The following is a 12,775-nucleotide window of genomic DNA, read 5'->3' as shown; positions in this document are numbered from 1 at the left end:
CAGCGTGAGGGTTTTTTTAACAATTGTTATTGATATACATCCCACATATTGAGCACATGTCTTATGGCCCTGAAGCCAACCATCTATAAATTGAATATTGCCTTGTCTGATTTGAACCGCAATCATTATGATGCTTTCAGTCTGACCATTGCATTACACCCTTCAGAAAATTTAGAACGTATGATGGCGAGAATCATTGCATATTGCCTCAATGTTCAAGTCAATTATGAAGCACAACTGCAGTTCACCAAAGGCTTGTCGGTGGTCGAAGAGCCAGACATTTGGATCAAAACATTGGATGACCAATTGAAGATGTGGATCGACATGGGTGAACCCTCACCTGAGCGTATTAAAAAATCCAGCCGCTTAGCACCAGAGGTTTTGGTCTACAGTTTCAATAGCAAGTCAGACACCTGGTGGGAGCAAACCAAAGGCAAGGTCAGCGCATTCAAAAACGTCAAGTATTTCCAATTCGACTGGAACCAAACACAGCAATTGGCCAGCCTCGCCAGACGCAACATGGACTGGTCAGTCAGCATCAGCGATGACACCGTTTACATCAGCGACGAAACTGAAGCTTGTGAAATGGTTGTGAAGACACTTTCATAAAACATATCTATTAAAACAGATAATATGAGTTTAGGTTTCAAGGTGAATAATGAGTTATTCACCTTGATTTAGAACTGAAATCTTTTTAATAAACCCTGTGCTTCTTGATGTATGTGCTGATATCAGTGTCTGATTCAGTTTCTACATTTTTGATGTGCTTATTCAGAAACGCAGCAACCAAAAACAACATGGATTTTGGCGTAATGCTGTCATTAGGGCTTGGGTTGTGCCCTGTGTATTTATCCTCTATAAATTCAATTGTTTGACCTGATTGTCTTAATTTCAAAGCAAATTCCCTGAGGTGTGTTATAGGTATGCGTTCATCCTTACCACCTCCCCAAATTAATAAAGGTTTGGTGATTTTATTACCATTGTTTCTTGGGGATGTTTTTCTCATTTGTTCAACAACTACAGGGTTTTCCATGTCTGCAAACAAGACCGGCAGAGCAAACCTGAGTGGTACACCGTCATATTCATTGATGCCTTTCTTGTCCAATGTTTGTAACAGTTCTAACAAGTCTGTACCCGGTGCGGTAGCAATACCTGCCTTGAATAAATCGGGGTAACTAGACATCAGTGACAGTACTGAGTAGCCGCCAAAAGAGTGACCAAATACGCCTAATTTTTCACGATCACCCACGCCTTGAGCCAATAGATACTCAAACCCATCAACAATGTCTTGCTGCACTCGGGTACTGAATTTTTCCTTACCAGCCAATAAATATTGAAGACCATAACCCGTAGAGGCTCTGAAGTTTGGTTGAAAAACAGCATAACCTTGGTTGACTAAATATTGGACTGGGCTGTATCCACCTTTGACGCGATTAAAAGGGCCACCATGGATGCTGGCAACTAATGGTACCTCCGACAGTTTACGGCCAGCGGGTAACATCACATATCCATGTAATAACATGCCGTCTGAAGCTGTATAACTGACAGGTATATTCGCGGCTAACTGTGCAGGTGAAATTGGATTGCCTGAAAGGCGATGATTATCTAATATGGGCTTTAGCTGTTTTTCCTTGAAGTTGTATATATAGTATTTGTGGTGATGTAATTGGGCATTGGTCTGCATGACCAGCCAATTTTCACCAGTTTTCCTTGAACTGATGTACAAGTTTCCTGGTAATTGAGATTCAAGCCACTGATAGTCGGCATTCAAATCCTCATTTAACGAATAATGACGCATTCGATCAGAAAGGTAATCCAGTTGAGTGACTTCACCAGTTGATGGGTCTGTATTAATCGATATCAAATCTGCAATTTGTTCGGGATCTTGGTGAATCAATTCAATTGCTTTTGTGTTTAAGTTGAAGCTGAATAAGCTCCTGAAATTGAAGTCAGCAAGCCCTAAAATGCTCAACTCTTTTGTCGATTGTTTAAACTGTATTAATTGGCATTTATCGATGGTTTGGCAATTGAAAACCAGTTTCTTCTCTTTGCCAGTGATTTGAAAAATATTGTGTTGCTCTTTACCTGGTTGGCGAATAAAAGCCAATTGTCCTGATGCATCAAAAAGGTAATCATAAATTTTTGATTTATCGGAAAAAATCAACTGTTGATCACCTAAGGTATTGATGCGCAGGAGCTGATAAGGTTTGCCGTCATGTTGGGTGTTCATCTTCCTGTTAATCAACACCTGCTGTGATTGACTGCGATCGACGCCATAGAATTGTTCTTCATTTTCGTGGTTAAAACGATGAAAAATGTGGGCTTTGGCATTTTCAGCAAAAGGATCAATGTATGCCAAATAGTCAGTACTTTGTAAAAACAATATCTTGCCGTCGGTTGACCAATGGGCACGATTAAGAACGTTCGAATGGAACAGTGTTTTCGATTTTTCAGATTCAATGTTATAAATGTGCAAAACCACGCCATTGTCTTTTCGTGTTATGAAGTATAAGTTTTCTCCATTAGGAGACAATTGAATGTGCTTGATTTTTACCTTAGTAGTGGCATGTTGGATACTGAATGGCTCAGGTATTTTTGCAGACTGATGTATTTTGATTGCATCAGACAAGTTGGTTTCTTTAGAAGGTTGTTGACCAAAAAGCAAGGTGCTGAATAGCAATAAACTTAATGCCAACAGTTGATTTGAATAGATTAAAATCATGATTTGTCCTCGTTGTGAGACTGAACTAACGCTTGATTGCTGTCGCTTAATAACAGGAAAGTGAACAAGCCAATAATCCCTGTAAAGCAGGTGAGTCCGATCCATGCCCAGCGCTCAGTTGCTGTTTTGGATCTTTTTCCAGAAATCCAAATGACCAGAAAAACAGCCGTTAATGTTAACAATGCGATGATCAATTTAAATTGTGATGATAATTTAAGCTGACCAGTAAGGCTTTCAGGTTTGATGCTTTTAGCCTTAATCAGGGGAACCATTTGATATTGATACACCCAGTTAGTTAATGGGGAAATCATCCAGCCCAAATGGTGGTAAAGCTCGCTGAATCCGTGCTTTAAAGGCCTCGTTGCTAAAATCGAGACATGATTGCTGCTTGAATCAACCTCAATCGCAATTTGTTCAGCTGGGAATAAACCGGTGCTGCTGTTTTTTCCAAACAAAAAGCTCACTAAGGTGCTGTCCATCATTTCAGCCACTTCAATTTGGCCTATATTTTCATGTGCACCAGGCAAAGCAATGACTGTAGTTGGTGTCAACATGCCCGCCGTATTTTTCACTTGGTTGGCGTTGAAGAAATACAGGTTCTTGGTTGTAATTAACGCCATCAATGTACCTGTTTTATTCAAAGTTGACAGAATGGTTTCATCACTGGGTACGGTCATGCGTAGGGTTAGCGACTCTAAATCCGGGTCATAAAAATGAAGCTGTTGCTCGGTAATGACCTGTTGGTAACCAGCACGGTTTATTGCTGTCGGAATTTGGTCAAAAGCAGTTGTTTCACCATCTTCGGATTGTATGCCGAGTCTTGTTTCTTTGTTTTTTGAACTGTCTGTATTTAAAAACAACATTTGATCAAAACTAAATGTCCATAGCTTGTTATTCGCGTTGTCTAAAATAGATAGGTTGTTGATTCTTTGTTGATAGGGTAACAAGTTTACTGAAGGTGATGCGTTTACATTCCGGGTAATAGGGGTGGTTTCTACGTTCAATAGTTGTGACTGGTAACGTGCTTTAATGGTCTTGTTGGCTTCTTCTAAAGTCAACCCTAACTGTTCATTTCCTTCTAAATAAACCACATGTGAATAAGTATCATTTGGAAAGTATTCATTCCATGGAATATCAACGCCAGCCCCATTAATCAGCATGTTCTTCATTTGTATGCTGAAGGTGATAAGCATACCAACGATAAGAAACATCGCCAATTGATAAGGAATTACGGCTAAAACCTTCCCCCACAAATGGGTTTGATTGTTATTGATGTTGGCTTTAAAGACACTGATGACCAACAACAACAGCCACGCAGCTGAGAAAAAACTAAGTCCAATTGATGGGCCTCCAAGTAACAATGATGCAATCACAAATACTGGAAAAATAATCACTAAGAATGCACCTTTGCTGTGGCACAAACGGATATAAACGCCACTCAAGTAAAAGCCCAATGAAACGAAGAAAATATAAACTGCTTGTCGATAGTGTCGACTTTCAATGAGAAAGTCACTGACATTATCCATGACTAAAGTGATCATTATGTCAGTGAAGACAAATTGGAAAAAAATGATGGTGGCAGCTGCTGAAACTAAAGTCAGACACAAGCTGGTGTTTGATACAGGTCGATTGATTAAATACAGCCAGGCACTGCTGTTTTTATATGGGTGGAATTGTACCAAGCCTAACAATAAAGTAACCACAGCAAAAATTACTGAGTGAACATTGCCAATCATCAAGCCTGAGTCTGCATATTCACCAAAATAAATTGACGCAGTGTTAAGCAGTAAAAACGCCAAGCAAGGTATAAAAGCCCACATTTTCAGCCGCTTTATTTCATTGATATATAGTTCAAACATGAGAAGGTTGCTCCGTATTGATTTGTGCAGTATTTGCCTTTTCTGGGGGTGTGACAAGAGGTGTGTTTTTAGGGTTTAGCAACAGGAATGAGATGACACCTGGTAAGCCAAGGACAATGTTCAGTACTGTCCAGCTCCATTTTCTTGAGCGAGGTATGCTTCTGTTTTGAGCCAAAAGGAATGTAATCAGAGCATAAAAAATACCCCAAAAAAGCAATTTCATATATGTGCTTTGAGATAATCCAGTGATTTGTCGTCTTTCAACTAAATAACGGTCGCGTGAAGGATGCGGAGGAAAATAATCTAAGCCCAACTTCCAAGCAGGTGATAGCATGTATTCAAGATCCTTGAGTAGGTAGCTTGGGTTTTGTTTTAGTTGTCTTCGATTGATGGGTTTAACTTCACCTCCTAAAGTGAATTCATAACTCAATTGTTCTGCGCCATAAATGTTACGACGGAATGATTTTCCATAGGTAAACGCTAAGATAAATTTGTTACCCACTTCTGTAATTTGAGCATCCCAGAGGTTGTTATAATCACCAGGTAAGGGCATCACTATTTGAGGTACTAAGGGTAATTCATCATTGTGGTAATTAATGCTGTCAAAAAGGTACAGGTGTTGGTTGGTTATCACAGAAAGCACAGAACCATGATGTTGCAGGCCATTGAGTAAGTATTCGTTTTCATTGGCAGTAAATAATAACTGCAATTTTTGTTGTTGGCTTTGGTATTGGTATAGCTGATGCTTTACTACAATTTGGTCATGTTCAATCCATGGTACTTCAGGAAAGTAGGAATTGTCAGTGGCTGTTTCGAGCTGCGTTTGGCGTCCGTTTGCTCCTAGATAACCGATAATACGATTACTGACACTGTCTTTACCAATGAATAACATGAGATTGTGGCTGAAGTGCCAAACTATTTTGTTTTCTGGGTCCGTAATAACAGGTTTATTCTCATCCATAAATGGCATTTGTTGCTTTACAGGGTGAAACCAAATCCTTTTCCTGATACGAGAAGTTTTATTGAGTTCGATTTCAGCAATCTCATTTCTATATTTGTTATCGGAAGTGTATAGGCCGGTGATTGTGGCTTTTTGGGGTTCCATGAAAATTACCGTTCTGAAATCATCGGCATTCAGCGGTTCTGAGGATTGGCTTTTTTTATTTCTGGTTTCCATATCCAAAATAAATTCACTGGTCAGAAACACTGCTGAAATCACCATGAAATAAATGACATATTGATAGGCGGCTGCTGTTGAAATCAAGAATACTTTATTAGTTGGCAGGTCGTTTAGGTTGACTTTAACAGCGGCAAAAACCATAAAAAATATCCAAATCAAGACGCCAGATAAGAGCCAATAAACTGACCCGCCCATGTTGATGCTGATGATTGGCAACAGGGTAATCATTAACAGCAGATGTGCTGATTTTTTCTGTATTAAAACGGTAAAACTGGCAACCAAATAAAAACTGGTAGTGATGCCAAACAAATAAGCGAGCAGCTGGTAGTGCCTCAGGTCAATGACCTCTTTTTGTGATATGTCTAATACCAGTGTTGCTAAGAAAAAGGGCAAAACTATGACCACTACAAAGGCTGTTAAAGCAGTCAGGCACAAAGCCAAATAGATGTGTTTAACACCAATTGGGCGATTGACTAGGTATGTCCATTGACTGCTTTTGGTGTGCGTGTTGAGTTGAGTGATGCCAAATAAATAACCGCAAGCAGCATAAAGCAAGGTGAGAGAAATTTTAAAACCAATGGCCTCGCTGTTGAACAATCCAAAATTAATAAAAAGCCCCAGCAAAATGGTATGTGTTAACAACCCCCCAAAGACGGCTTTCCTGACTCTCTGCCATTCACATGAAAACAGATTAAACATGTTGTATCTCGGTGTCTGGCTTATGGTGGTTACGGGACAAAAAGCCATTCACTGCTTGTTGCAGACTGACTTCTGATTGAAAAGCACTCAGCGCACCCAATTGCAGGAATGCCTCTTTCAATGCTTCATCTTGATCAATCACCATATAATGGATTTCCCCTTCAATTTCTCTTTGTTGCAAGAACCCCGGGATTTGCATAGATTTTGGCGTTTCACCCTGAAAGTCAACCACCCAATAATGAATTCTTTGGCAAAAAGCTTCAGGAGTTGAGGTGTTAACCAGTTGCCCTTGCTCCATGACAATCAACTGATCTGCGACCCTTTCTATTTCATCCATTTGGTGTGAACAGTAAATGATGGTGCATTTGTCATTCTTTTCAGTGAACAACAAGGATTCTAAAAATGCTTGTTTGGCCACCACATCCAAGCCCAAAGTGGGCTCATCCAGAATCAACACTTTTGGTCTTTTTGCCAAAGCACAGGCTAAGTTGACGCCAGCCCGTTCACCTCGAGATAATTGGCTGATTTTCTGTTTATGTGAAACATTAAAATTGCCGATAACCTGTTGGTAGATGGCATCGTTCCAGTTTGAATAGAAGCTTTTTTCCATAGAAACCAGAGCATCCACTTGCATCCAACTGGGTAAAGTGTGCTCCTCATTGACAAAGCCAATGTGGCCACGGTGCATGGGCTTAAGCTGCTGGCTGTTTTGACCTAGAATGAATGTTTCACCAGTAGTCGGTGATAAAACGCCCAATAACAGTTTGAACAGGGTGGATTTCCCTGCTCCATTACTGCCCACAATAGAATGGATTCCTCCATTATTGATTTTTAAGTTGAGGTTGTTCAATGCCAGCTTGGCGCCAAATTGCATTGATAAGTTTTGAGTTTCAATAATGTATTTTGACATGCTTCACCTGTTTATTCTGTTTTCCCATCGGGCAATTTTGATAACTTTTCTGTTACCAGTTGCAAGATGTCATCGTGGCTGAAGCTGAGTCCAATCGTTTCATGAATCAAAGCATCAACCGCTTTATCAAGTCGCTGTTCACGTTCTTGATCGCTAAGTATTTGTTTCGGTTGAATGACAAAAAGGCCTAAACCTTTGCGAGACTCAACCAAGCCATGAGAGAGCAATTCTGAATAAGCTTTTGCAACCGTATTGGTGTTAACCGTCAGTTGTACTGATAAGCCACGGACACTGGGAAGCTTCGCGCCCACTGCCAATTGACCTGTCATAATTTGCATTCGAATGCCATCTACAATTTGTTTAAATATCGGCCGGGCGTCCCCGGTTACTATTTGAATCATATGATTATCATCAATGGTGTACCATAAGTAGTGGTACAGTACATACACTTCAAATGATAAGCAAGAATTTTCTGTGAATTGAAAGAAAAAAAGGACGAATGGCATACTTTAGCCATGTCATGATTGTTTACCTTGTGCTGTGAATGGTTATAATTGCCACAATCAAAAATTGCTGGATAATTCATGACTGCGCAAACCATCACCATCACCCAACCAGACGACTGGCACGTACACTTGCGCGATGGCGACATGTTGAATCAAGTGGCGGAATACACCGCTCGACAGTTTGGCCGCGCCATCATCATGCCAAACTTGGCACCACCAGTGACCACCACGGCTTTGGCCAGTGCCTACCGTGATCGTATTTTGGCAGCGACCTCTGATTACCCAGATTTCCAACCATTGATGACGGCTTATTTGACCGATTCAATCGCGCCAGAAGAATTGGTAAAGGGGCATGAACAAGGCGTGTTCACCGCGGCCAAATTATACCCAGCAAATGCCACGACCAATTCAAGTTTCGGTGTCAGCGACATGAAAGGCATTTATCCTGTTTTGGAAGCGATGCAAGAAATCGGCATGCCCTTGTTGGTTCATGGTGAAGTGGTTGACAGCGAAATTGATATTTTTGACAGAGAAGCGGTGTTTATTGAAACCATCATGGCGCCGTTGCTCAAAGACATGCCAGAATTGAAAGTGGTGTTTGAACACATCACCACAAAAGACGCCGCTGATTTTGTTGCGTCACAAGGTGATAACATCGCTGCCACTATTACGGCACATCATTTACAAATCAACCGCAACGACATGCTGGTCGGTGGCATCAAACCGCACTTGTATTGTTTACCGGTAGCCAAACGTGAACTACACAGACTGGCATTGAGAAAAGCCGCCACATCGGGCAGTAAAAAATTCTTCCTCGGTACCGATACCGCACCACATGCCATCGGTGCCAAAGAAAGCGCTTGTGGTTGCGCTGGTATCTTCAGTGCACCACACGCCATCGAAGTTTATACCCAAGTGTTCGAAGAAGATGGTGCTTTGGATCAGTTAGAAAAATTTGCCTCTTTGAATGGACCAGCATTTTATGACTTGCCAGTGAATCAAAAGCAAATCAGCTTGGTCAAAGAAAGCCAGCAAGTCCCCGCTACCATAGGCGAAGGCGACTTGACCATATCGCCTTATCAAGCGGGCGAAATTTTGGCTTGGCGTTTGGTTTAATAACCATATAAAAATGGTCTATTTAAATTTGTCTGTGACCTGTATTGAGGCGGCAATTGATTTTTATGCTAATAAGCTAGGTGTTTTTGAATACAAGGCAGGGAGGTTGGTTTGTAACTTAGGTGTAGGGCTTATACTCGATTTGGAAGAAACAGATACAGAGAGGCATTTGACTGTATTTGGGCAAAATAAGCAGGTATCCTCAAACTTCTGGATTGGAGTTGGTGATGTTCTCAATGATACACCGATTGTTTTGTTAGAGCACCTAAAAAGAAACGGTGTGCAATATGAAGAAATTGAAAACTTAGGTGGTCACCATTTGAGCTTTATCGATCCATCAGGTAATAAATTTGGTATTCACTCTAAACTTGGGAATATCTCGTAAAATTAAGATTGATGTCATACTCGGGCTTGACCCGATTATCTCAATATTGTACTAAAAACAACAAGACCATCGGGTCAAGCCCGAAGGTGACGTGAATGTTTGGATCATTTCCCAATAGTAGCTAAATAATCGAGTCGTGCCTGCGACGGTACTTTTAGTTTCTTTTAATCCATATTTTGAGTTTAATCTGAAGAATGAAACCAAAATGACTCCTTGTGCTTTCAGTCCTTTATTTTTGTTAGACACCTTCTTTATAATGCTTTTTCTATTTCAAATTACGGTGATGACATGACCATTGGTGTTGGCGGCAGTGATGCCCAAACGGAACTGGATAAATTATCCAACATGACTGCATCTGTGCAAGCCATTCAACTGCCAGAATACCAACAACGCATCAAAAAAGCGCAACAGCACATGAGTGATTTGGGCTGGGATGCTTTGTACCTTCACGCAGGGCCTAACCTCAGTTATTTCACTGGTACACATTGGAAGCCAAGTGAACGATTGGTTGGTGCTTTGTTGACAGCAGAGGGTGAGTTGATTTACATCGCTCCCTTTTTTGAGATTGGAACCATCAATGACTTCATGCAAGTTCAAGGTGAGGTCAAAGGCTGGCAAGAACATGAGAGCCCATTCCAATTATTGGCTGAATTGTTCAAATCATCAGACATCAAGACGGTGGGATTGGATGAAAATTTGAATTTCACCATGTTCAGTGCATTGAAAAAAGCCGGCGAACACATCAGCCCAGACACCCAGTTTGAAGACGGTCAAGGGGTCAGTCAATTTTGTCGCAGCCGAAAGTCAGCGAATGAAATTGCATTGATGCAAGTGGCCAAAGACATGACGATTGCTGTACACAAAGCCGCTGCAAAGATATTGCGAACAGGCATCAGCACAGCAGAAGTCACGTCATTTATTAACCAAGCACATCAGAAAGTGGGTGCCGCCCAGGGCTCATATTTTTGTATTGTGTTATTTGGCGAAGACAGTGCCTTTCCACATGGTGTCAAAACACCCAAGCCACTTGAAAATAACGACATGGTGCTGATTGATACTGGCTGTATGGTCGAAGGTTACATTTCGGACATCACCCGCAGTTACGTGTTCGGCGAACCGAACGACCGCCAACGTGAAATCTGGGTGGCAGAAAAAGCCGCACAGGCAGCGGCATTTGAAGCCGCTCAATTGGGCGTGCCATGTGAAGCGGCAGACCAAGCGGCAAGAGATGAATTAGAAAAACACGGCTTCGGCCCTGAATATGACTTGCCCGGGTTACCACACCGCACCGGCCATGGCATCGGATTACAAATTCATGAAGGCCCATATTTGGTTCGCGGTGACAAAACACCTTTGGATGTTGGCATGTGTTTCAGTAACGAACCGATGATTGCCGCGCCCGGTGAATTTGGTGTGCGTTTAGAGGACCATTTTTACATGACGGCTGAAGGGCCAAAATGGTTCACCGAACCATCGCAATCTATCGATAATCCATTTGGAGAAAGTTAAGTATTTTGAGAAATAGTATTACTTGGTGATATGGGTTTGATTTGACGTACTTATCACGACAAGAATTATAGATTTGTGACTGGTTTGTCAAAAAGTAATCCAATTATATTTACAGGTTAGCTGATTTCAATCATAATAATAGATTCTACTAAACAGGGGAATTCAATGAAAAAAATCATATTAACCATAGCTGCCACTTCTTTATTTTTAATTGCAGCTCCAGTACAGTCGCAGGGAATTGAGGAATGGAGTCATTCGGGCGAGTTAAAAAACAATCACATTAATAAAGTTGACGATGAACAAGTATTAGGCATGCCAGTCGATATAAGTGATACTTTATTTGTTGGAACAAGTACTAATGCTTCTGGATCAACATCATCGTTAAATGATACGTTTTCTGTAGATGTAGACATGAACACAGCTCAATCCATTCTTTCTGGTAATGGTGTTTGGGGGGCAACTGCTGACCCAGACAATGAGCGTATTTTGTTCACACAATCCAGCGCTACTGGTTTTGGTGATAATTTATTTGCTTTACCTTATACGGACGGGGGAGCTCCAGTTTTATTAGGCAATATTACTGTAGGTGGGCTTGAACAAAGAATTGATGGATTAGCCATGAGAAATGGTGTGTTGTATGGATATGAAGCTGGAGCTGGTGCATCAAATGGTTTTTATCAAATTGATTTACAAACGTTTGAAGCCACTTTAATTGCAGCCTCAACAGAAAGCATCAGCGGTATTGATGCAGATCCAGAAACCTGTATTATTTATGGTGTTAATGATACAGCAGGTCAGGTGGTTACCATAGACACCAGTGGTAATATAACGAATTTAGTTGCTTATCCTGTTGGAATTACTGATATTGATGGTATTGCAGTGGGTGGTGGTTTTGCCTACCTGGTAACCGATGAAGCTGGGGATATATCCGTTCTGGATCTTTCTACACTAACCTATGACACACCTTTAACTTCGCCATTCGCCGCCGCAGATACTTTTTCAGCGGGTGCTTTGGCAGTTCCTTCAGCAGCAAACAATTTAGATCTGATTTTTAAAAATGGATTTGAATTTAATTCCTGTGCCGACATTCAATAAACAGCTTTAGTATTAAGCCAGTTCAGGGTTCATTCGAGCTGGCTTATTAAAATGTTTGTGTTATTGTAAGCATTATATTATTTAATAACATTGCCATTATCTGATATTTTGGTAGCACCCTTAGAAAAGGGTTCTTGTGATGCCTATTCAATACGAGTTTTAAATTCTGACTTGAGGTCAAAAAGTATGGTAATTATACTAAGTCATCAAGATGAATCGATTGCACAAAACATATTTCAAGTGTTTCAAGATTCATATCAAATCGAAGCGAGTTTGATTGGCGTGGATGATTTTCCACCCTTGAGCCGCAGTGCAGAAGCTATCCAGAATTCGACTACAGATTTTTATGGTTTCTTCGAAGGTGAAGACTTGGCCGCAGTGATTGAAGTCAACCACACCGTCGGTGATTATTCTCAATTGAAAATTTGCAGCCTAACCGTTGACCCAAAACACTTCAGAAAAGGCATAGCAGGCCAGTTAATTCAATACGTATTCAGTTTGCATGAGGTCGATGAATACATTGTTGAAACCGCTGTGGTCAATAAACCCGCCATCAAGCTGTATGAAAAACACGGCTTCACGGAATACAAACAGTACCTGCCAGACCACGGCATTCCTAAAACTGTCATGAAACGATCATTTCACAAAACTTAAAAAATCAATTTAATAGATACAGTTTGGGTTCATATTCCTGTTTGAAAGAATATACCTCCAGATAAAGTGAGATGAAGTTCATTTCGATAACACCCTATTATGTAGGCTGGGTTTATAGCGAGACAATTGTGTTTTATAAA

Annotated in this window: 11 protein-coding genes; 6 read left to right on the top strand and 5 right to left on the bottom strand. The window is 40.8% G+C overall.

The window, feature by feature from the left end; all coding sequences use genetic code 11:
* Positions 1-63 precede the first annotated feature (63 nt).
* The gene (locus FET73_RS11695; RefSeq protein ID WP_154224145.1) at positions 64-609 is read left to right on the top strand and encodes a YaeQ family protein; all 546 of its coding nucleotides are present in this window, start codon (positions 64-66) and stop codon (positions 607-609) included.
* Positions 610-694: 85 nt separating this feature from the next.
* Here the strand turns inward: FET73_RS11695 and FET73_RS11690 are convergent, their stop codons facing one another.
* The 5 genes from FET73_RS11690 to FET73_RS11670 are packed head-to-tail and all read right to left on the bottom strand — an operon-like array spanning position 695 to position 7,771.
* Complete coding sequence (locus FET73_RS11690; protein ID WP_179952256.1) at positions 695-2,722, bottom strand: alpha/beta hydrolase family protein; 2,028 nt, start codon at positions 2,720-2,722, stop codon at positions 695-697.
* Positions 2,719-4,581, bottom strand: a complete 1,863-nt coding sequence (locus FET73_RS11685; protein WP_154224143.1) for a hypothetical protein — start codon at positions 4,579-4,581, stop codon at positions 2,719-2,721. Before FET73_RS11685 ends, FET73_RS11690 begins: the two co-directional genes overlap by 4 nt.
* On the bottom strand, positions 4,574-6,460 hold the full coding sequence (locus FET73_RS11680; protein WP_154224142.1) for a hypothetical protein: 1,887 nt from the start codon (positions 6,458-6,460) through the stop codon (positions 4,574-4,576). Before FET73_RS11680 ends, FET73_RS11685 begins: the two co-directional genes overlap by 8 nt.
* Positions 6,453-7,370, bottom strand: a complete 918-nt coding sequence (locus tag FET73_RS11675; RefSeq protein WP_154224141.1) for an ATP-binding cassette domain-containing protein — start codon at positions 7,368-7,370, stop codon at positions 6,453-6,455. The genes FET73_RS11680 and FET73_RS11675 overlap by 8 nt, the downstream gene beginning before the upstream one ends.
* An 11-nt stretch (positions 7,371-7,381) precedes the next feature.
* A complete protein-coding gene (locus FET73_RS11670; protein ID WP_154224140.1) occupies positions 7,382-7,771 on the bottom strand; it encodes a GntR family transcriptional regulator in 390 nt (129 codons plus the stop codon).
* Between the two features lie 183 nt (positions 7,772-7,954).
* Between FET73_RS11670 and pyrC the strand changes: the two genes are divergently transcribed.
* From pyrC to FET73_RS11645, 5 genes are all read left to right on the top strand, one after another.
* Positions 7,955-8,992 (top strand): dihydroorotase, encoded by a 1,038-nt coding sequence (gene pyrC, locus FET73_RS11665; RefSeq protein ID WP_154224139.1) that lies wholly within the window; start codon positions 7,955-7,957, stop codon positions 8,990-8,992.
* 13 nt (positions 8,993-9,005) lie between these two features.
* Positions 9,006-9,377, top strand: coding sequence for a VOC family protein (locus tag FET73_RS11660; RefSeq protein WP_154224138.1), 372 nt, complete (start codon positions 9,006-9,008; stop codon positions 9,375-9,377).
* Between the two features lie 288 nt (positions 9,378-9,665).
* Positions 9,666-10,886, top strand: a complete 1,221-nt coding sequence (locus tag FET73_RS11655) for a M24 family metallopeptidase (protein WP_154224137.1) — start codon at positions 9,666-9,668, stop codon at positions 10,884-10,886.
* Positions 10,887-11,051: 165 nt separating this feature from the next.
* The gene (locus tag FET73_RS11650) at positions 11,052-11,981 is read left to right on the top strand and encodes an SdiA-regulated/phytase-like domain-containing protein (RefSeq protein WP_154224136.1); all 930 of its coding nucleotides are present in this window, start codon (positions 11,052-11,054) and stop codon (positions 11,979-11,981) included.
* 186 nt (positions 11,982-12,167) lie between these two features.
* Positions 12,168-12,635, top strand: a complete 468-nt coding sequence (locus FET73_RS11645) for a GNAT family N-acetyltransferase (RefSeq protein WP_154224135.1) — start codon at positions 12,168-12,170, stop codon at positions 12,633-12,635.
* The last annotated feature ends 140 nt before the right edge of the window (positions 12,636-12,775 follow it).

Origin of the sequence: Marinicella rhabdoformis (genome assembly GCF_009671245.1) — a bacterium.
GTDB classification, from domain to species: Bacteria; Pseudomonadota; Gammaproteobacteria; order Xanthomonadales; family Marinicellaceae; genus Marinicella; species Marinicella rhabdoformis.
Note: the sequence above shows the minus strand (reverse complement) of the source record. Positions and strands in the feature narration are given on the sequence as shown.

Bases quoted from the DNA above. Each gene is read 5' to 3' on its own strand.
- FET73_RS11680 (WP_154224142.1), bottom strand. From the start codon at position 6,460: ATGTTTAATCTGTTTTCATGTGAATGGCAGAGAGTCAGGAAAGCCGTC.
- FET73_RS11670 (WP_154224140.1), bottom strand. From the start codon at position 7,771: ATGATTCAAATAGTAACCGGGGACGCCCGGCCGATATTTAAACAAATT.
- FET73_RS11690 (WP_179952256.1), bottom strand. From the start codon at position 2,722: ATGATTTTAATCTATTCAAATCAACTGTTGGCATTAAGTTTATTGCTA.
- FET73_RS11675 (WP_154224141.1), bottom strand. From the start codon at position 7,370: ATGTCAAAATACATTATTGAAACTCAAAACTTATCAATGCAATTTGGC.
- pyrC (WP_154224139.1), top strand. From the start codon at position 7,955: ATGACTGCGCAAACCATCACCATCACCCAACCAGACGACTGGCACGTA.
- FET73_RS11685 (WP_154224143.1), bottom strand. From the start codon at position 4,581: ATGTTTGAACTATATATCAATGAAATAAAGCGGCTGAAAATGTGGGCT.
- FET73_RS11655 (WP_154224137.1), top strand. From the start codon at position 9,666: ATGACCATTGGTGTTGGCGGCAGTGATGCCCAAACGGAACTGGATAAA.
- FET73_RS11695 (WP_154224145.1), top strand. From the start codon at position 64: ATGGCCCTGAAGCCAACCATCTATAAATTGAATATTGCCTTGTCTGAT.
- FET73_RS11650 (WP_154224136.1), top strand. From the start codon at position 11,052: ATGAAAAAAATCATATTAACCATAGCTGCCACTTCTTTATTTTTAATT.
- FET73_RS11645 (WP_154224135.1), top strand. From the start codon at position 12,168: ATGGTAATTATACTAAGTCATCAAGATGAATCGATTGCACAAAACATA.
- FET73_RS11660 (WP_154224138.1), top strand. From the start codon at position 9,006: ATGGTCTATTTAAATTTGTCTGTGACCTGTATTGAGGCGGCAATTGAT.